Consider the following 19,466-nt stretch of genomic DNA (forward strand, 5'->3'; position numbering starts at 1 on the left):
CCCAGCGACCTAGCGGATGAAGTAGATCGTCGCGAACAGCGCGATCCAGACGATGTCAACGAAGTGCCAGTAGTACGACACCACGATCGCCGCGGTGGCCTGGGCCGGGGTGAACTTGCTGAGCTTGGTGCGAACGAGCAAGAACACGAACGCGATCAGACCGCCGATCACGTGCAGGCCGTGGAAGCCGGTGGTGATGTAGAAGACCGAGCCGTAGGCGCTGGAAGAGATCGACGTGCCCTCGTGGACCAGGTGGTAGTACTCGTAGCCCTGGCCAGCGACGAAGAACGCGCCCATGAACAGGGTGATCGTGTACCAGCGACGCAGGCCGAACACGTCGCCACGCTCAGCGGCGAACACACCCATCTGGCAAGTGAACGAGGAGGCGACAAGCACGGCCGTCACCGGAACTGCCAGACCGAGATTGAGCTCGGTCGGCTCCGGGGGCCAGTGCCCATGCGCCTGCGCACGAGCAACGAAGTACATGGCGAACAGGCCGGCGAAGAACATCAGCTCGCTCGACAGCCAGATGATGGTTCCGACGCTGACCATGTTGGGCCGGTTCAGCGAATGCACACGCTGAGTAATGGCCGATCCTGGGGTGCCTACTGCGGTCGTCACGGGGTAAGTATGACTCTTCGTAGTACGACAGCTGTACCCGGGTACGAAAGTTTGTGCCGCGAATCGGAAATGCCAGGTACAGAGGGGGTCTGCCTGCCGGTGTCGGCGTGTTGGCACCGATTTGGGAGGACCCGATGATCTTGGCTGGTCAGCTCAAGCGCGACGCTCGCTGCTCGATTGTGACAGCGTTGGATGTGGAAAAGCTGAGGACAGGAGAGCGGACATGGTCGTTTCGCGAATGTGGCGGCGATTTTTCGGCGAGCGCACCGAGGCGCTTGACCCGGATCGCACTGATTTGGTGATCGTTGTTTCGAGTTTCGACGATGTTGAGTCGTGTTCGAGCGTGCTTGACCGGTCCGACGAACTCGACCGCGACGCGCCCGCGCTGCTGCGGCATCATCTGCGCCTGCCCGCGGCACAGACCGACGCGGCGGTCGAGATTGCCGGCTACGACGGATACACGCGCGGCGCGTCGACCGACGACGGGCTGATCTTGCAGCGCGTACAGGTGCTCGATCCGCTTTCCTGTTCGCAGGAACGGTCGCGCATGGCCGGGCTGGCCGCGCGGCACGACGGCACCGCGCTCGGTTGGGATGCGATGCAACCGCCGCGCGGCGCCCATTAAGCTGCTTTATCGAGCGAAACCGGTCGCGTCCGCGACGGCGTGTCGAAGGAAAGAAGCTAAGCGAATGAGCGTGCGCAGCTGGCCCCAAGTGTTGGGAACCCTCGCCGATGGTGGCGACTTGGCCGCGGACGACACCACCTGGGTGATCGAGGAAATCTTCAGCGACAACGCGACGCCCGCCCAGATCGCGGCATTCGGGGTCGCGATGAAGATCAAGGGCCCGACGCCAACCGAACTCGCCGGGCTTGTCGCTGGCATGTTGGCGCGCGCGCCGAAGGTCACCATCGACGGCGATGCTGTCGACATCGTCGGCACCGGCGGTGACCGGTCGGGGTCGGTGAACATCTCGACGATGTCGTCGGTTGTCGTCGCGGCCGCGGGCGCGCCCGTGGTCAAGCATGGCAACCGCGCCGCCTCGTCAAAGGCCGGTGGCGCGGACGTGCTTGAGGCGCTTGGCGTGAAGTTGGCGCTGGGGCCAGATTCGGTCGCGCGGTCGGTCGCGGAGGCGGGCATCGGGTTCTGTTTCGCGCCGATGTTCCATTCGGGGTTGCGCTTCGCCGGACCGGCACGCAAGGAGATCGGCATTCCGACGGTCTTCAATGTGCTTGGGCCGCTTACTAATCCGGCCCAGCCGCGCGCCGCGCTCGTCGGGTGCGCGTTCACCGACCTCGTGCCCGCGCTCGCTGGCGTGTTCGCCGAACGCGGTGCTGGCGCGCTTGTGGTTCGTGGGCGCGACGGGCTAGACGAAATCACGACCTCGGACGTGACCGATGTGTGGGTTGTCGCTGGTGGGAAGGTGCGCCAGACCGTCATCGACCCGACCGCCCTCGGCATCGCGCGCGTGTCACTTGACGAACTGCGCGGTGGCGACGCGGCCGAGAACGCGCGCGTCGCGAACGCGGTGTTCGCGGGCGACGCCGGTGCGGTGCGCGACGCGGTCGTGCTGAACTCGGCGGCAGCCTTGGTTGCCTACGACCTTTCGCGCGGCATTGGCGACGTCGACGCCGACCTCGACGCCGCACTGCTGGCCGCGATCGACCGCGCCGCCGCCGCGATCGACAGCGGCGCGGCAGCGAAACTGCTGGCCAACTGGGCGGAACTGACCCAGACGTTGGGCGAGAAGTAGAGGAGGGTCGCGCTAACGTTCGGTCGCGGCCTTGAAGCGTTCCATCGCATCGCGGCTCTTCACGCCCGGCGCGATTTCCACCGAGCTTGAGACGTCGACACCGTAGGGCGCGTATTCGGTAATCAACGCGCCCACGTTGTCGGCCGACAGCCCGCCAGCAAGCACAAGGCGACCAGGCACCGTTCGCACCCATTCCGGGAATTCCTCGAACACCCCCGACCCGGCGCTGGCGTCGTAAAAGAAGTAGGACGACTCTTGGCCGGGTTCGGGCGGGGTCGATGACGCGTACGCCAGGTTGGCCCGTGGCGACCACTGATATAGCTGCGCGACGTCGAACGCGTCGACCGCGTCGGCGACCTCATCCTCGGTAAAGGCGACGAGGAAGCTCGTAATCCCTTGCGCGCGAGCGTAATTCGCGAGTTCACGCGCGCGAGCGGGTTCGCGGTACCGCTTGCTCTTGGCGGTGCCAACCACCCCGATCGCGTCGTAGCCAAGCTCGACGGCCCAGTCGATCTGTTCCTCGGTCGTGAGCCCGCAGACTTTCGTGAAGGTCATCTACTCCCCCAGCGAGAAGCCGGCTTCGACGTCCGAGCTGGAGTAGGACCGGAACGCGATGTGGGTGGTAGTCCGCAGGACGCCTTCAACCTTGTCGATTCCGCTCGTGACCACTTCGGCGATCTGTTCGTGGTCGCGCACCCGGACGATGGCGATGAGGTCGACATCGCCAGCGCAGGAGTACACCTCAGCGACGCCGGGGGTGTCGGCAAGGGCCTTCGCGGTTTCGGGGATGCGACTGTTGTCGGCGGAGATCAGCACGATCGCGGTAATCATGGGGCAATTATGGTCGCTTAATCGTGCGCGAGGTAGCGGCGCGGGGCGGTGTGCGCGGCGATGGCGGCTTCGACCAGGTCAACCCACGCGCGACGACGGCCAGCGCCGAGGCGCGGTTCGGCGTAGCCGTGCGTTGTCTTGACGATGCGCGTACCGGGTTTGCGCAGCCAGCGCGTGATCACCGCGACCTCGTCGATCGACGCGCCAAGCAGCGGCGGAACGCGCGCGAGGTCGTCGGTGTCGGTGCCGTCGCCGAGGTCGGGAATCACCGTTTCGGCGGCCGCGATCAGCTGGTCGACGATCGGCATCGGCGCGACGCCTTTCTTCGCGACCCCGGCGGCGGCGAGTCGCCCGTAGCGGATCACGGCGAGTTCCCAGCCGCCAGCGCCGTCCGGTTGGGCGGCGATGAGTTCTTCGATGCGCGCGAGCGACGACCACCGCTGCCCGCGTTCGAGCACGCGCAACAGTCCGGCGATGCGGTCGCGCATGCGTGATGCCGATTCGAAGAATTCGGCGGCGACGTAGTCGTCGATGCGGGCGAGCATTTTCTCGATCAGTTCGTCGGAGTGGCCGAGGAACAGGTCGCGCACGGTCGCGACAGCGGGCGCGTAACCGGCAGCGTCGACGCCTTCGCCGAGGTTGGCCGCGTAGCAACCGCCGACCGCCGACGGCGAGCAGGTGTGTTTGCCGTCAGCGGCGATGCGCGGTTTGCAGGTGCGGATGGCCGCGATCTCGGCGATCACCTCGCCCATTTCCATTGCCGCGCCCTTGTGTTGGAACGGGCCCATCGAAACGCGACGGGGTTTGCGCGTCACGATCAGCCGGGGAAACGCCTCGTCGGTGATGGTGAGCCACCACTGTTTTTCCGGGAATTTCGAGCGACGGTTGAAGCGCGGGGTGTGGGCGGCGATGAGCCTGAGTTCGCGCACGCCCGCTTCGAGTCCGTGCGCGCATTCCACGTGGTCGACGCGTTCGGCGAGCGCGACCATGTGCTTCATCCGACCGCGCGTTTCCGAGCCGGTGAAGTAGGTGCGAACGCGTCGCCGGAGGTTCACTGCCGTGCCTATATATAGGGCCTCGTCGGCGGGCCCACGGAAGAGGTAAACGCCGGGGGTGGTCGGGAGGTCCGACGCGAGGGTGCGTTTCGCGCGTTGAGTCGACGTGACGGCGGGCAGATAGTCGAGTAACTCGGTGAGGCTGTGCACGCCTTGGTTGCCGACGCGGGCGATGAGCGCGTGCAGCACGTCGACGGTGGCGCGGGCGTCGTCGAGTGCGCGGTGGTTGGGCGTGACGGTCGCGCCAAGCACCCGCGCGAGCACGCCGAGTTTGGCCGACGGCGCTTCGTCGCGGGTCAGTACGCGTCGCGCCAGTTTCACCGTGCACAGCACGCGCGGATTCGGCCACGCGTAATCCTGTTGTGCCGCAGCAGCTTTCAAGAACGCGGTGTCGAACCGCGCGTTATGCGCGACAAGCACGGCCCCTTCAGCGAACTCGAGAAACGCGGGCAACACCTCATCAATGCGCGGTGCCTCGTAGACCATCAACTCGGTGATCCCGGTGATCCGCACGATGTAAGGCGGAATCGCACGCCCGGGATTCACGAGCGTCGCAAACTCCCCAAGCACTTCCCCACCCCGAACTTTGACGGCCCCGATCTCGGTAATGGCGTCCTTGTCGGGACTCGTGCCCGTGGTCTCGAGGTCGACGACGACAAAGGTGGTGTCGTATAGCGGGGTATCGAGTTCGTCGAAGGCCAACTGTCGTGAGACAACGGCGGCGGGGTCGAGATCGGGCACGGTCGGGCAGCGTAGAGAAGGGGTACGACAAGCTTCGACAAACTACGACAAACTCCGCCAGCTTCGCCAGCCTCCGGCTAGCGCACGGCTAATTGCCGACGAGCCAGTCGATGACGACATCACCGACGAAGACAACCACGAGGATCGAAAGCACCAAGGTGCCGAGCGGACGCCAGAACGGTTTGCGTACCGGTGGCGCGCCAAGCGCGCGCGATAGGTGGTTCCCGGTTGCTCGCGTGGGCGTGCCGGACTTGGGCACCTGCGCGAGCAGTTCATCGACGCCAGCCGAGTAGCTCGGATCGTGTTCAGCGGCCATTGTCAGGTGGCGTCGCGCCGCACCCCACTCGCGGCCTTGCACCGCGGCCCAGCCAAGCAAGAAGTGCGCTTGCGGGTGGTTCGGGTCGAGCGCGAGCGCGGTTTCGAGAGCGCGTCGGCCCTCGTAACCACGCCCCGACGTGGCATACGGCGTGAACTCACCAGCCCCGTCCCAGAGTGCGCGCGCATGCGCGACGTGCAGGTCAGGGCGGTCAGGTGCGAGGTCGAGCGCGGCATTGATCGCGGCGATGGCTTGACGCCTCGTTCCGGTTTCGTGCGCCCGCAATGCGTTCGCTACCACCACCTCGACAGATGATTCGTCGTGAGCAACCACCGTGTTTCCCCTCGTTTAGCGCAACGTTCGACCGTACCCTAAACGGGCACAACGGTTTCCGCCGTCGGAATGATCTTGTAGGCAACCTGCGGGTAAACAGCGGGCGTCGGGTTCGGTGCACAGCGTTCGGGGTGAGTGTTTCGTTCTGGGGCGAACAAATTGGTCAAGATCATTATCAATTGAGACCGGTGTCACAGTTTATTTCTCCGCGCATATCTTCGCGTGAATTCGTCAACCTCGGTTTGACGCTGTAAAGCCGTCGCATGATCGCGACGCGCCGGACACGCCGACCGAAATGACTCGCGCGCCCCGCGAAAACCAACAACCCGCCAGACCAGGCACTTCACCCAAAACGCCCAGGAGAAAAGTGATCGCGAACGCACGCTGACCGGGATCGGAAAATCGTCCTGATCACCGTCGCTCGTTATCGTTTCGTAATTGGTGTGACGCAGCTCGCACCCAATTCCCACCCGAATGGTCGATGACCCGTCACGGACGCTTGTCCGACTTTACAAACCACCGTGACGTCTTCGTAACCTTTTCGAGACCTCACGGAGTTCGCCGGTCCAGCCTCATCGGATCGGCGCGATCAGTCCGCCCCATCATTCGGATGGAGCGTCGTGAGGCAGATTGGAAGTACGCACATCATGGCGACCAACAACCTCAAGCGTCAGGCGCAGCGCGCAGTTGCCGCCGGAGCTGTCGGAGCTGCCACCGTCGGCGCGTTCCTTCTCCCCGCCGCCCCCGCGTCGGCAACGCCCGTCACCATCCCCGGCGTTGGCTCCTTCGAGGTGCCCAACGAGATCCCGCTGCCGCAGAACGTGCCTGGCGTCGAGATCGGCGGCGCGGCAAGCGCCCCCGCGCCGTGGGAGCCCCAAGCGTTCACCGCGCCGCGCGCCAGCCTCGCCGACGTCGCGCTCAACGCCGCGCTCAGCAAGATCGGTGCCCCCTACGTCTACGGTGCCGCTGGCCCGGACGCTTTCGACTGCTCGGGTCTCGTGCAGTGGGCATACGCCCAGGCCGGTGTCGACGTGCCGCGCACCAGCGGCGCTCAGCTCAGCGCTGGCACCCCGGTCTCGCTCGACAACCTCCAGCCCGGCGACATGGTGTCGTTCTACGGCGGCGGCCACTCGGGCCTCTACGCCGGTGACGGCAACGTCGTCCACGCGTCGACCGCCGGTTCGCCCGTCCAGCTCGCACCGATCTCGTCGATGCCGTTCGCGGGCGCGCGTCGCTACTAAGCACGCCCAGGGTCCACGATGCGTCACTCATTCGGGGAAGGGCGCATCGTGACTGGATCGAGCCCTACTGGACACCTTCCACGTGGGACCGTAACCTGATCGAGACCTTCTAGAGAACGGGGCACGGCCACTGTGATCGCACACCACCGCAAGCGCGGAATAGCCGCGAGTCTTTCCGCTGCGGTCATCGTGTGTGTTGCGTGTGTGGCTGGCCCGTCCGCCGCCGATCCGGTCGCGTTGCCGACAACGGCGAGCGACGCGATTTCGCGGATGGTCGAGATGTCACGCGAATCCGAGCAGCTCAATCAGCAGGCGCTCACCGCCCAAGCTGATCTTGATGCCAAGCTCACCGCCCAGCATGTCGCCGACGACGCGCTCGCCGCAGCGAGCGCGACTGTCGCGGCGGCGCAAGCTGAGGTGCGGCGCTACCAGCCGATGATCGATCGCACGGTCATCGCCCAATACACCGGCGCGCGAACCAATTCCATGTTCGCCGTGCTGTCGAGTCATTCTCCGCAGCAGTTGGTCGACAAGATGTCGACCCTCGACGTGCTGTCGCAGCAAACCGCCGACACCGTCCGCGCATTCAAAAAAGCGGCCGATGCGGCAAGTGCCGCCGAGGCGTCAGCGAAGGCCGCAGACGACAAGGCGAAGGCCGCGACGGCGGCGGCCGAAACCGTCCGCGCCGACGTGAGTCGCAAACAAACGGTTCTCAGCGGTTCGATTACGCAGGTGGTCGAAGCATGGGGCGCGCTGTCGGCGCACGACAAGGCCACTCTCGCAGGTTCACCGTTCCCGCCCGGCTTCGACCGCGACAGTCTGCTCAAAGATCTCCTGCCCGGCAGCGGAACAAGCGCGCTCGCCGCCGCGCTCACCCGCATCGGCGATCCGTATGTGTGGGGCGCGACAGGTCCCGACAAGTTCGACTGCTCCGGCCTTGTCCAATGGGCCTTCAAACAGGTCGGCAAGGACGTCCCTCGCACCAGCTCGCAGCAGGCGACATATGGTACGCCCGTGTCAAAAGATGATCTGCAACCCGGCGACGTCGTCCTTTTCTATTCCGATATCTCCCACGTTGGTATTTACGCGGGCAACGGAATGATGGTGCACGCCAGCACTTTTGGTGTCCCGGTCGCGGTCGCTCCGATTAGCACCACCCCGTACCACTCCGCGCGGCGATACTGAGTACGTGCGGTGCGTTCCTGGTTCTCGGCGAACGGTCGCCTCGAATTCTTCCTCGTCTTCTGCTCGGTCGCGCTGCTCTCTAGTGCGTGCGTCGCGCTGGTGCTCGTCCCTCGGCTCACCTCACCGCCGCAGTTAACCGCCGACCAGGCCGACGTACTCGACGCGACAACCGAATTGGCGAATCCCAACCTCGCCGCGGTGCGTCGTGATGTGCAGCCCTACGGGCCGATTCTCGTGCGCGAAGCTGGCGCGACCGGCCGCGCGCTCGTCGTCGCCCACCCCGGACAGCGCGCCGACCTCGACTCGCTCGCTCAGGCGTTAGCGCCCGCGACGGCCGCCGTCGACGCGGTGTGGGGCGTCGAATGGAACCGCGCGCCAACGATCATCGTGGCCGGCGACGTCACCGAGTTCACCGCGCTCACCCGTGCCGCAGGCGCGGACGTGACCCCCGACGTGGCTGCGGTTTCGCTCACCGGTTCCTACGTCCCGGGCAGCAAACCCACTGATCAGCGCATTATTTTCAACCCCGAAGCCCGTCGCCGCGTCGGCGATGACGGCCTCGCGACGCTGCTGCGCCACGAACTCACCCACGTCGCGACCCGCGAACGCACGCTCGACGGCGCACCGCTGTGGCTGGTCGAGGGCTACGCCGACTACGTCGCCCAGCACGGCCAGTCGGCCACGTTCTCCCAGGTCGCCCCTTCGCTCACCACACGCCTGCGCGCGGGCCAAACCCCCGCCGACCTCGCGACCGACGCCGAATTCACCGGCCCCGAAGCCGCGTACGCGTATGAGGCCGCGTGGAGTTTCTGCGCGTTTGTTGGCGAGCGATACGGCCAGGCGAGCCTCACCGCGCTGTATCGCGACCTCGCTGGCGGACCGCAGTCAGCGGCGACAACCGACCGCGCCTTTGACGCGGTCCTGAAAGCCACTCGCCCCGAGCTTCTCGATGGTTGGCGCGCGTGGCTTCGCGGTCGCGCGACCAGTTAGGTTGTACTTATGGCCCGAACTCTGCTTGTCACCAACGATTTTCCACCTCGGCCCGGTGGCATCCAGTCTTACCTGCACGCGCTCGCTGGCCAGCTGCCCCCCGACGACCTGGTCGTTTACGCCCCGAAGTGGCGTGGCGACAGTCATGAGAAGTTCGATGCGGCGCAGAAGTTCGAAGTGGTTCGCCATTCGACAACGCTGATGTTGCCGTCACCAGCGGTGATCAAGCAGGCGACCGCGTTGCTGCGCGACCGCGACCTCGACACCGTCTGGTTTGGTGCTGCCGCACCGCTCGCGGCGATGTCGCCGGTGCTGCGGCGCGCGGGCGCTGAGCGCATTCTCGCGAGCACACACGGTCACGAGGTCGGGTGGTCGATGCTGCCCGGTTCGCGTCAGGTGTTGCGGCAGATCGGCGAGCACACCGACGTTGTCACCTACGTCAGCAAGTACACGCGCGGTCGTTTCGCCGCCGCGTTCGGCCCCGATGCCGCCCTCGAACATCTCCCGCCGGGCGTGAACCCCGACGAGTTCCGTCCCGACCCGGCCGCCCGCGCCGAACTGCGCGCCCGCTACCACCTTGGCGACCGCCCAACCGTGCTGTGCCTGTCGCGACTCGTGCCGCGCAAGGGCCAGGACATGCTCATCGTCGCGATGGCCGAGGTGGCCAAGCGCGTCGACGACGCGGTGCTGGTCATCGCTGGCGGCGGCCCGTATGAAAACCGCCTGCGCGCGCTCGCTGAGTCGATTGGCGTGAACCGGTACGTGCGATTTATCGGCCGCGTCCCGTCGGGCGAATTGGCCGCCCACCACACCATCGCCGACGTGTTCGCGATGCCATGCCGCACGCGCGGCGCTGGTCTCGACGTCGAAGGGCTCGGCATCGTCTACCTCGAAGCGTCCGCGACGGGCGTTCCGGTGGTCGCTGGCAGTTCCGGCGGTGCGCCCGAAACGGTCCGCGAAGGCGAGACGGGCCTGGTCGTGCATGGTCGTTCGGTCTCCCAGATCGCCGACGCGCTCGTCGAGTTGCTCACCGATCGCGAGCTTGCCGCGCAGATGGGTGCGGCCGGGCGCGAGTGGGTCGAGCGCGAGTGGCATTGGGATCGCCAGGGTGCTCGGCTGCGCGAACTACTGCGATGACACCTCGTCAGTGGTGTCGGATACGCTCAGCCAGGTGAGCAGTATCCAGGTCGCCGACCAGACTTTCCTCGCCGTGCCTCCCGCCGCGATCGCCGACGCGCTCAATTCGCCCAATCGGTGGCGGCACTGGTGGCCCGATTTGCGGCTTACCGTGCGAGAAGACCGGGGCGACAAAGGCATTCGCTGGACGGTCGCGGGCGGGCTGACCGGCACGATGGAAGTGTGGCTCGAACCCGCGCTCGACGGCGCGATCATGCACTACTTCATCCACGCCGAACCGCGCGCAGCACTTGAGCAACGGCCGCTGCTCGCGGCGAACCGTGCTCGTCGCGTCGCGGGGAAAAAGATGGCCTTCGAACTCAAAGCGCAGCTTGAGGCCGGTCGTCCTGCGGGCGTAGCCCCCTAACTGAGAGGCTTTCTCGTCATGGCCGACCGGACTAAGCGCTCGATCGTCATCGCCGCACGCCCTGAGCAGGTGATGGCGGTCATCGCCGACTTGTCGACCTACCCGGAGTGGGTCGCGGCGGCGAAGTCGGTTGAGGTGCTCGATGCCGATGCTGCGGGCCGCGCGACCAAAGCCCGGTTCGTGCTCGACGCGGGCGTTGTCAAAGACACCTACGTGTTGGAGTACTCGTGGCGGCCCGACGGGCGCGCGGTCAGTTGGCAACTCTCTTCGGGCGATTTGCAGAAGGCGCAGGACGGCAGTTACGAACTGGTCGAACAGCCCGACGGCGGCACCGAGGTGATTTATGAACTCACCGTCGACCTGAATATCCCGATGATCGGCATGTTCAAACGCAAAGCCGAGAAGGTCATCACCGATACGGCATTGACCGAACTCAAGAAGCGAGTCGAGGGCTGAACGCCGCGCGCGCGACCACCCTTGAGCTGTTCGTCGGCAAAGGCGGAGTCGGGAAAACCACCCTCGCGTGCGCGACCGCGCTCGGATACGCGCGCGCGGGTCGTCGGGTGCTCATCGCTTCGCTCGATCAGGCCCATTCCCTCGGTGACGCACTGGGTTTCGTTTTCCCACACGACCCGGGCACTGTCGCTGGCATCGCGCGCGTCGCGCCTGGGGTCGATGTGATTGAGATCGATTCCCTTGCGCTGCTTGAAGATCGGTTCGCCGACGTGCGGTCGCTGCTCGCCAAAGGCGGCAATCACAACCACGGCATCGACCTCGCTTCGCTCGATCCCGCCGAGCTCACCGGTCTGCCTGGCGTGCAGGAACTGTTGATGCTCATCGAAATCGCCGCCTACGTTGACGAGGCCGAATGGGATGTCGTGATCGTCGACTGTCCACCGTCGGCCGACATGGTTCGCCTCATCACCGCGCCGGAAACCCTGCTCAATTACCTTGAGCGCCTGTGGCCGCGACACGCCCGGGCGATGAGCGCCGTCGGCACGGATCTGCGAAAAGCTGTGCTAGCGGCCTCGGTTGAGCGAATTGTGTCGTCGGTCACGCGGGTGCGCGACCTCCTCGCCGACCGAGCACGCACCAGCGCGCGCCTGGTCACCGGACCCGAGCAGGTTGCCGTCACCGAAGCGCGCAGGGTGCGTTCGGCGGCCGCGCTGCTTGGCCTACGACTGGCTGCCGTCGTGGTCAACAAGGTCCTTCCCGCGGTGCCGCCACCTGGCGATTCGGCCCATCCCGCCGTGCACTGGTACTTGAATCGGCGAGCCGAACAGCTCGAAGTTGTTGCCCGACTGCATGAGCAACTCGACGATGTGCCAATCATCGTCGCCGCCCACGCGGGCGCGGAACCGGTGGGCGTTGGGTCGCTTACCGCGTTCTCTTACGCCGTCGACACGCCGATGCCGCCGAATACTCAGGCAGCGGACTCGGGGGTCGCGATGGTTCGATGGGAGTCCGGGTCGGGGGTTGACTCCGTGTACGCGATGCGTATGCGGATGCCCGCTGTCGATCCGGGTACGTTGCGGCTGGGCCGAGTGGAGGACGATCTGATCGTGGGCGTCGACGGGGTGCGTAGACGAGTCGCGCTCGCACCAGTGTTGCGTCGCTGCACGGTTTCCGGCGCGGAACTCGACGACGGCCATCTCGTCGTCCGCTTCCGGCCCGATCCGCACGTATGGCCAGCTGATCCGAACTACCCGAAGGCCAGCGCACATGAGCAGTGATCACCGCAGTGACCAAAACCGGGGCCACCACGACGGTTTCGCCGAGTTCACCGACGAATTGAAGCTCCTTGCCGAGGTGCTGTTGGCCCGCGTTGAACCGGTGCTGCGCCGCACGGCCGCCGACGGCGACGCCGAATTGGGCGGCTGCGCATGGTGCCCGGTGTGCGCGGCGGCGGCGTTGGTACGCGGGGAACACCACGACGTTGTCGCGGCATTGGCCGACCACGGCACCGCGGTAGTCACGATCTTGCGCGAGGCCCTGGCTGGCGTGCCGGTAGAACCGCTGCTGCCCCCGGAATGGGATGGGCCGCAACAGGATTCGGAGTTTGGCCCCATGCCCGATGCCGCAAGCGCGGCCAACCCGAATCGGCCAACGTTCCGCGATTCGGTCCACGCGGGAGCAACCCGCGCGGCTCGCGCACGCGACGCCCAGCCCTCCGCCGCGAACGGCTCAGCCCGCACGCACGACCCGCAGCCCTACGCCGCAAACAGCTCAGCCCGCACGCACGACCCGCAGCCGCCAAACCCCAACGGCGCAGCTGCCAACACTTCGTCCGCCCGAGAAAACTCCCGCGGCCAGCGCGCAACCGACAGCTCGCGCAAGTCGTCGGGCCGCACCGCGCGAGGTACTGAGCGAGCTGGCCGTCCGCCCGCCGACCAGCCAAGGTCGCGCGAAGCCGACCAGCGAAGCCCCCGCGATGCGCAGCCAACCGGCCCGGCCGCGAGCGCTCCCAGCTCCGACCATCGCCCATCGGCTGACCAGCGCGAACCCAACGGCCCCATCCGCGCGACGCCGATCCGGCCGCCCAATGTCGCCTACGACAAGCATTCCGCCGACGCCAACGGGCAGCACCCGCACCCCCCGCGCGTGCACCCCGAAGACCCAGCGACCTTCACGCCGTCGCGCGGGCGCTACGTCGACATTCCGGTGACGATTCGCGGATGACTCGTCGGCTCGCGCCGCTGACCGTCGGAATTGACGTGGGCGGCACCAACATTCGCGCTTCGGTCGTTGATGCCGAAGGCGACGTCCTCGACAGCGTGCAAGCGCCAACCCCGCATTCGGCGCGCGCCTTGGAAGACGCTCTCGCCCGTTCAGTACGCGAGCTCAGCACGCGTCACCACATCGCTGCCGTCGGTCTCGCGGTCGCGGGGCTCATCTCGGCTGACCAGTCGACGGTCCGGTTCTCCCCGCACCTGCCCTGGCAGGACACCCCGGTCGCCGCACGTCTGTCATCGCGACTCGCCCTTCCAGTCATCCTCGAACACGACGCGAACGCCGCAGCGTGGGCCGAGTACCGCTTCGGTGCGGCGAGCGGTGCACGCAACGCGGTCCTCGTCGCGATCGGTACCGGCATCGGCGGCGCGCTGTTGATCGACGGCAAGCTCTACCGAGGAAGCAACGGCGTCGCGCCCGAACTCGGTCACCTGCAAGTCGTCCCCGACGGGCGCGCGTGCGCGTGCGGCAAACGTGGCTGCTGGGAGCGCTATTGCAGCGGTACCGCCCTCGCCGACACCGCGATCGAAATGCTCGCGACCGACCCCGTTCGCTCGGTACTCGCGCGCGACGTGATCCGAGATCCCGGCTCGCTCACCGGTCGCCGCGTCGCGGGCGCTGCCCAGGACGGCGACCCGCTCGCTACCCGCGTGATCGCCGACTTCGCTCGCTGGCTCGGCCTTGGCCTCGGTTTCGTGAGCGACCTGTTCGACCCCGACCTCATCGTCATCGCGGGCGGCGTAAGTTCCTCGGCCCCACTGTTTCTCGACGAGGCGCGCGAGCACTACGCCGCTTCGGTCACCGGCGCTGGTCACCGCCCACTCGCCCGACTGCGCACCACCCAGTTGGGCGAGGCCGCTGGCATGATCGGCGCTGCCGAATTGGCACGCTCGGTCGCGGTGACACACGTGGCGACCGGCAACGGGAGATGAGCGTCACCTCAAGCTGCCACTGCTATCGACTCAGCTTGGTTGTGACCTGCGACCAGCGGTAAAGTCGATTTCCGACGACCCACTGAAAGGACGCCATGTTCTACTGGCTGCTCAAGTTCGTGCTCATCGGACCGTTGATGCACCTCTACAACCGCCCGGTCGTCGAAGGCGTCGAGAACATTCCCACCGATGGCCCCGCCATCATGGCTGGCAACCACCTTTCGTTTTCCGATTGGCTGTTCGCGCCGCTGCTGAGCCCGCGTCGCATCAACTACCTCGCCAAGGCCGAGTACTTCAACACCCCTGGTATCAAGGGGCGTTTCCAGAAATTTTTCTTCTCCGGCACCGGCCAGTACCCCATCGACCGCAGCGGTGCGTCCGCCGCTGAGGACGCGCTCAACGCCGCACGCAAGCTGCTCGACGAGGGTCGTCTCGTCGGCCTTTACCCCGAGGGCACCCGCTCCCCCGACGGTCGCCTTTACAAGGGCAAGACCGGAATGGCGCGCCTCGCACTCGAAACCGGCGTCCCGGTGATCCCGGTTGCCGTCATCGGCACCAACCTCGTTTCCCCGCCCGGACCGTTCAAGTGGCGTCGCGAGCGTGTCACGATCAAATTCGGTGCGCCCCTTGACTTCTCGCGGTACGAAGGCATGAGCGGCAACCGGTTTGTCGAGCGCGCCGTCACCGACGAGGTGATGTACGAACTGATGCGCCTCACCGGCCAGGAGTACGTCGACGTGTACGCCCACAGCTTGAAGAAGGGCGTCACGCCAACCGACAGCCAGCTCGACGCGACCCGCATTCCCGACAGCGCGGCAAGCTAGCCGCGCTAATCCAATGGGTGGGGATAAGGGCCGCGTACTGCCCTTCGTACGTCGAGAGCACAAGCGTCGAGAACCCAAGCGCGACTTGCCAACTGGCACGTTCGCGCGTGGTTCCCGCCTTGCCGCCGTGCCCGTCATGTACGCGGGCAGGCGCGTCGCCGGTTTCGGTAAACGCGCCGCGGGCGGCGACGCCGACGACATCACCCGCCAGATCCGATTACGCACTGCCCAGCACCTTTTCGATGTGATGGGCGAACTCAAAGGCTGCGTCGCCAAGCTCGGCCAACTGCTCGGCCTCCTCGAATGGGGCCTGCCACGCGACCTCGCCGAGCCCTACCGCGCCGCACTCGCTCGCCTGCACGATTCCGCACCACCGATGCTGCCCGGTGCTGTCCACGCTGAGCTCACCAAACACCTTGGCCCACACTGGCGTTCGCTGCTCCCCCAGTTCGACGACCGCGCCGCAGCGGCCGCCTCGGTCGGCCAGGTGCATCGTGGCTGCTGGCACGACGGCACCCCGGTCGCGGTGAAGATCATGTACCCGGGTGCCCGCGCCGCCGTCAGCGCCGACCTCGCCGTATTGCGAAGGATCGCACCACTTTTCGGCGTGCTACTCCCTGCCGCCGACACCGCGTCCGTCGTCAACGCGCTCTGCGCCGAGATCGGCGCTGAACTCGACTACGCACGCGAAGCGGCCAACCAGCGCGCCTTCACCGCGGCCTTCGCCGACGATCCCGATGTGGTCGTCAGCCGCGTTGTCGCCCAGTACGGCGACGTGCTCGTCACCGAGTGGCTTGATGGAATCCCGTTGTCGCACTTGGTCAACCAGTCCAAACCGGCCGCACGCGACCGCGTCGGCGTACTCGTCCTGCGTTTCCTGCTTTCCGCACCAGCCCGCGTCGGCCTCGTCTACGGCGACGCCCACCCCGGCAACTTCCTGCTGATGCCAGACGGCCGCCTCGGCATCGTCGACTTCGGCGCGTGTACCTCGTGGCCACGCGAATTCCTCGACGTCGCAAGCGAAGTGGGCGCTGCGCTGCTCACCCAGTCACCCCACGACCTCGAATCCGCCATGCGCAGACACGGTTTCGTCGCGCCCGGCCGCGCTCTCGACATCGCGAGCGTGCTCGCCCGCCTCCAACCCGTGCGCGACGCACTCCTGGCAACCACCTACCCGCTCACCGAAAAGTGGCTGCGCGAACAGGTCCGCCTTGTCACCGACCTGCGCCTCACCAACGTGTTGCGCCAACTCACCATGCCCGCCGAGCACACCGCGATGCTGCGGTCCTTTCTCGGTGGTGTCGCGGTGTTATGTCAGCTGCACACCGACGTTCCGCTGCGCGCCGAATGCACCCGCTGGTACCCCGAAACGGTGGCGGCGGCGGGGCTGTGAAGTAGCTGCCAGGTACCGTGCGCGCGTCCGCGCCACCTGTGGTTAGCTATGCCCTCATGGGCACGCCGCACGTAATCACTTCTGCCGAATACCTCCCCGCCGATACGGCGGATGTCGTTCGTACTGTTCGGGATTCGCGCGACCGATCCGCGCCGTTCACCGTCTGTGGTGGCGAGCAGACCGAAGAGTACGGTCTCGCCGATCAGCGCGCGGTCCTTTCGCTGCGCAAGATGAACTCGGTGCTCGACATCAACCTCGGTCGCCGCACGGTTCGCGTGCAGGCGGGCGCGAAACTGTCCGAAATCGACCGTCGCCTCGGCGCGCACGGCCTTGGCCTGCCGGTTGTCGGCGACCACCGCGACATCACCGCGGGCGGCTTCGCGTCAGTCGGCGGCGTCAGCACCGCGTCGCACCGATACGGCATGTTCATCGACCAGATCGTCGACCTCGAATACGTCGACCCCGACGGCCGCATCGGCACCTGCGGGCGCGGTCATCACGTCGAGCGGTTCCATCGCATTCTCGGCGCGGGCGGTCGCGCTGGCATCATCACCGCGCTCACCCTCGACGTCGTCGATGTCGACAAGGACCGCACCTGGCTCACCACCGACGCCGACCGTTTCCTCGACTTCGATTCGTTCGTCGAACACGCGACAACCGAGATCAACCACCCGGGCAGCGCGGCGATGCAGGTTGGTCGCTGGATCGACACGGCGGCGATCAAGGTTGCCCGACCGGTCGGTACGGGTCAGGTGAGCCTGGGCGCGGTCCGCTTCGGTCAGTGGTCGAGTTTGTACCCGGCGACGCCGACGCGCGGTCTGCGTGCCCGTCGTGAGGTCGGAACGCGCACGCGCAAGTCATTGGGCGCGATCGCGTCGGCGGCGGGCGGTCGCGCTGGCATGCCGGTCCGCAACGCGGCCGCTGGCGCGCTGATGTTCGCGCCGAAGGTGCTCACGATGCGCGACGCCGAATACCTCGCCGACACCGTCATCAGCAGCTCCGAGCGTGGCCCTGCTTACCGCGTTGGCGTGTTCGCCCCGCTGGCCAACTACGGCGCGGTGTTCTACGGCCTGCACGACCTGTTCAACCGTCATCGCGAACGCACCGGCTGCTTCACGGTGATCTCGGCGATGACCTACGGCGTCCGGTCGCCGTACCTGCGCGCCGAAGCCGCAGCGCGCGGCCTGTCGGCCACCGACTACGGCCTGATCACCTTCACCTGCCGCCTTCGCCCGTCGGCGCTCCCGTCGGACCAGCTGCGTGAGATCGTCTCGGGCATCGACGAGATCTGCCGTTCCGAGCAGGCACTGCGCTACAGCGTCTAATACGTCAAACGCGAAGGGCCCCTACCGAATTCGGTAGGGGCCCTTCGCGTTAGGTCCTAGTGCTTCTCAGCACCCAGGTAGTACTCGAAAACCAGACCGGCGGCGGCACCGATGACCAGCACAACGCCGAGGGCGATCAGCCACAGTTCGAAGAAGGCGAGACCAATCGCGGTGACCGAACCAGCGGCCGCCAGGGTGATGGGCCAGAAGCTACCCGGCGAGAAGAAGCCGAGGTCGCCAGCGCCGTCCACAATCTCGGCCTCTTCGTAGTCCTCGGGACGCAGGTCGATACGACGAGCGACGAACCGGAAGTAGGTGCCGATGATCATCGAAAGACCAGCGGTCATCACGATGCCGGTGAGACCAGCCCACTCGATGCCAGTGCGCGACTGGGCGGTGAAGAAACCGTAGATCAGGGCGACCAGGATGAAGAACGCCGTGAGCAGTTCGAAGATTCGCGCTTCGAGCCTCATATCAGAATCCTCACTTGCTTTCGTTCACCGAAGCGCTCTTGAGATCACGCTTGGTGTTGAAGGGGTGGGTAGAGGTAGCGACGGGCGACTCGCCGATCGACTTCAGCGCCTCGGCGTTGTCCTTGCCAGCCTTGCGAGCCTCAAGGTACTTGGCGAAGTTCTCCGGCGAAACCGCGCGGACCTCGAAGTTCATCATCGAGTGGTAGGTGCCGCACATCTCGGCGCAACGGCCGACGAACGCGCCTTCCTTCTCGATCTTTTCGATCTGGAAGATGTTGTCCGAGTGGTTTTCCTTCGGGTTCGGCATCACGTCGCGCTTGAACAGGAATTCGGGCACCCAGAAGGCGTGCACGACGTCAGCGGAGGCGAGCTGGAACTCGATGCGCTTGCCGGTGGGCAGCACAAGCACCGGGATCTCGGTGGAGGAACCGTAGGTCTCGATCTTGTCGTAGTGCAGGTACGAGAGGATGTCGTTGGCAGGCTTGCCGTGGACGGGACCCGGCTGCGGGTGACCCTCTTCGTTCTTGCGCTCCTTGTACTCCTCGAGCTGCTGCTCGTTGACCGCCTCGCGGACGGTGTCGACACCGTCGTAGGTGAGTCCGCCGACGTTGTCGACCTGGCGGTAACCGAACTTCCAGTTCCACTGGAACGCCGTCACGTCGATGGTGACCGCGGGATCATCGGTCTTCTCGTGCACGTAGTTCTGCACGACAACGGTGAAGTAGAACAGCACCGCGATGATCACGAACGGAATCGCCGTGTAGGTGAGTTCCATCGACACGTTGTAACCGGTCTGGCGCGGGAACTCCGGGGAGTTGTTGCGCTTGCGGTGGAAGATGACCGTCCAGAAGGTCAAGCCCCAGACCAACACGCCGACAACGAGCGCGGCAAGGACCGACCAGGTCCACAGCTCCCGCATCTTGGTGGCTTCCGGCGTGATGCCCGAAGGCCAGCCGAATCGAAGCCAAACATTGTCGATCGAGCAGCCCGAGACGAGCATCGCGGTGGTCAACAACGACACCGCCAGCCCGGCCCGCCGAAGGATTCGGCCCTGCCGACCCCGAACGGGTCGAGCCCCGATCTCTTCGCTCGCCTTGTGCGCCACGCTCACGCCTTCCTGGTCGCCACACATTCCGACACATTGCGTCTTCCCAGGCCGCGATTCGCCTGTTCCGACACCTC

Annotated in this window: 21 protein-coding genes; 14 read left to right on the forward strand and 7 right to left on the reverse strand. The window is 66.2% G+C overall.

Going from position 1 to position 19,466, the window contains the following annotated elements; translation table 11 throughout:
• Positions 1-9: 9 nt before the first annotated feature.
• Positions 10-621 carry an aa3-type cytochrome oxidase subunit III gene (gene ctaE / locus IEX78_RS21600; RefSeq protein ID WP_188830865.1) on the reverse strand — a complete coding sequence of 204 codons (612 nt, stop codon included), beginning with the start codon at positions 619-621 and terminating at the stop codon, positions 10-12.
• 223 nt (positions 622-844) lie between these two features.
• Here ctaE and IEX78_RS21605 point away from each other — a divergent pair, with 223 nt between their 5' ends.
• Together IEX78_RS21605 and trpD are read left to right on the forward strand one after the other, a co-directional pair.
• Positions 845-1,246, forward strand: a complete 402-nt coding sequence (locus tag IEX78_RS21605; protein ID WP_188830866.1) for a hypothetical protein — start codon at positions 845-847, stop codon at positions 1,244-1,246.
• Positions 1,247-1,310: 64 nt separating this feature from the next.
• Positions 1,311-2,372, forward strand: a complete 1,062-nt coding sequence (gene trpD / locus IEX78_RS21610; protein WP_188830867.1) for an anthranilate phosphoribosyltransferase — start codon at positions 1,311-1,313, stop codon at positions 2,370-2,372.
• A gap of 12 nt (positions 2,373-2,384) precedes the next feature.
• On the opposite strand, the gene IEX78_RS21615 is transcribed toward trpD, so the two are convergent.
• From IEX78_RS21615 to IEX78_RS21630, 4 genes are all read right to left on the reverse strand, one after another.
• Positions 2,385-2,927 (reverse strand): phosphoribosylanthranilate isomerase, encoded by a 543-nt coding sequence (locus tag IEX78_RS21615; RefSeq protein ID WP_188830868.1) that lies wholly within the window; start codon positions 2,925-2,927, stop codon positions 2,385-2,387.
• Positions 2,928-3,203 carry an Lrp/AsnC family transcriptional regulator gene (locus IEX78_RS21620; protein WP_188830869.1) on the reverse strand — a complete coding sequence of 92 codons (276 nt, stop codon included), beginning with the start codon at positions 3,201-3,203 and terminating at the stop codon, positions 2,928-2,930. It lies immediately after the preceding gene.
• A 17-nt stretch (positions 3,204-3,220) separates the two neighbouring features.
• Positions 3,221-4,999 (reverse strand): DEDD exonuclease domain-containing protein, encoded by a 1,779-nt coding sequence (locus IEX78_RS21625; protein WP_188830870.1) that lies wholly within the window; start codon positions 4,997-4,999, stop codon positions 3,221-3,223.
• A gap of 88 nt (positions 5,000-5,087) precedes the next feature.
• On the reverse strand, positions 5,088-5,648 hold the full coding sequence (locus IEX78_RS21630) for a tetratricopeptide repeat protein (protein ID WP_188830871.1): 561 nt from the start codon (positions 5,646-5,648) through the stop codon (positions 5,088-5,090).
• Between the two features lie 647 nt (positions 5,649-6,295).
• Here IEX78_RS21630 and IEX78_RS21635 point away from each other — a divergent pair.
• The 12 genes from IEX78_RS21635 (at position 6,296) to IEX78_RS21690 (ending at position 17,811) form a co-directional block, all read left to right on the forward strand.
• Positions 6,296-6,889, forward strand: a complete 594-nt coding sequence (locus IEX78_RS21635; RefSeq protein WP_188830953.1) for a C40 family peptidase — start codon at positions 6,296-6,298, stop codon at positions 6,887-6,889.
• Between the two features lie 132 nt (positions 6,890-7,021).
• Positions 7,022-8,074, forward strand: coding sequence for an NlpC/P60 family protein (locus tag IEX78_RS21640; protein ID WP_188830872.1), 1,053 nt, complete (start codon positions 7,022-7,024; stop codon positions 8,072-8,074).
• 9 nt (positions 8,075-8,083) lie between these two features.
• Positions 8,084-9,064: a hypothetical protein gene (locus IEX78_RS21645; RefSeq protein WP_188830873.1), complete on the forward strand. Its 981-nt coding sequence runs from the start codon at positions 8,084-8,086 to the stop codon at positions 9,062-9,064.
• Positions 9,065-9,073: 9 nt separating this feature from the next.
• Positions 9,074-10,201, forward strand: coding sequence for a glycosyltransferase family 4 protein (locus IEX78_RS21650; protein WP_188830874.1), 1,128 nt, complete (start codon positions 9,074-9,076; stop codon positions 10,199-10,201).
• A gap of 34 nt (positions 10,202-10,235) precedes the next feature.
• On the forward strand, positions 10,236-10,607 hold the full coding sequence (locus tag IEX78_RS21655; RefSeq protein ID WP_188830875.1) for a polyketide cyclase / dehydrase and lipid transport: 372 nt from the start codon (positions 10,236-10,238) through the stop codon (positions 10,605-10,607).
• A gap of 18 nt (positions 10,608-10,625) precedes the next feature.
• A complete protein-coding gene (locus tag IEX78_RS21660; RefSeq protein WP_188830876.1) occupies positions 10,626-11,063 on the forward strand; it encodes an SRPBCC family protein in 438 nt (145 codons plus the stop codon).
• A 26-nt stretch (positions 11,064-11,089) separates the two neighbouring features.
• Positions 11,090-12,340 (forward strand): ArsA family ATPase, encoded by a 1,251-nt coding sequence (locus tag IEX78_RS21665; RefSeq protein WP_188830954.1) that lies wholly within the window; start codon positions 11,090-11,092, stop codon positions 12,338-12,340.
• A complete protein-coding gene (locus tag IEX78_RS21670) occupies positions 12,330-13,286 on the forward strand; it encodes a hypothetical protein (RefSeq protein ID WP_188830877.1) in 957 nt (318 codons plus the stop codon). Before IEX78_RS21665 ends, IEX78_RS21670 begins: the two co-directional genes overlap by 11 nt.
• The gene (locus tag IEX78_RS21675) at positions 13,283-14,269 is read left to right on the forward strand and encodes an ROK family glucokinase (RefSeq protein WP_188830878.1); all 987 of its coding nucleotides are present in this window, start codon (positions 13,283-13,285) and stop codon (positions 14,267-14,269) included. Before IEX78_RS21670 ends, IEX78_RS21675 begins: the two co-directional genes overlap by 4 nt.
• A 95-nt stretch (positions 14,270-14,364) precedes the next feature.
• Positions 14,365-15,093: a lysophospholipid acyltransferase family protein gene (locus IEX78_RS21680; protein WP_188830879.1), complete on the forward strand. Its 729-nt coding sequence runs from the start codon at positions 14,365-14,367 to the stop codon at positions 15,091-15,093.
• Between the two features lie 13 nt (positions 15,094-15,106).
• The gene (locus tag IEX78_RS21685; RefSeq protein WP_188830880.1) at positions 15,107-16,486 is read left to right on the forward strand and encodes an ABC1 kinase family protein; all 1,380 of its coding nucleotides are present in this window, start codon (positions 15,107-15,109) and stop codon (positions 16,484-16,486) included.
• Positions 16,487-16,542: 56 nt separating this feature from the next.
• On the forward strand, positions 16,543-17,811 hold the full coding sequence (locus IEX78_RS21690; RefSeq protein ID WP_188830881.1) for an FAD-binding oxidoreductase: 1,269 nt from the start codon (positions 16,543-16,545) through the stop codon (positions 17,809-17,811).
• 56 nt (positions 17,812-17,867) lie between these two features.
• Here the strand turns inward: IEX78_RS21690 and IEX78_RS21695 are convergent, their stop codons facing one another.
• Both IEX78_RS21695 and ctaC read right to left on the reverse strand, forming a co-directional pair.
• The gene (locus IEX78_RS21695; RefSeq protein ID WP_188830882.1) at positions 17,868-18,284 is read right to left on the reverse strand and encodes a cytochrome c oxidase subunit 4; all 417 of its coding nucleotides are present in this window, start codon (positions 18,282-18,284) and stop codon (positions 17,868-17,870) included.
• A 10-nt stretch (positions 18,285-18,294) separates the two neighbouring features.
• Positions 18,295-19,416 (reverse strand): aa3-type cytochrome oxidase subunit II, encoded by a 1,122-nt coding sequence (ctaC, locus tag IEX78_RS21700; RefSeq protein WP_188830883.1) that lies wholly within the window; start codon positions 19,414-19,416, stop codon positions 18,295-18,297.
• Between the last annotated feature and the right edge of the window lie 50 nt (positions 19,417-19,466).

The organism is Nocardia camponoti (genome assembly GCF_014646135.1).
In the GTDB taxonomy this organism is placed as follows: Bacteria; Actinomycetota; Actinomycetes; order Mycobacteriales; family Mycobacteriaceae; genus Nocardia; species Nocardia camponoti.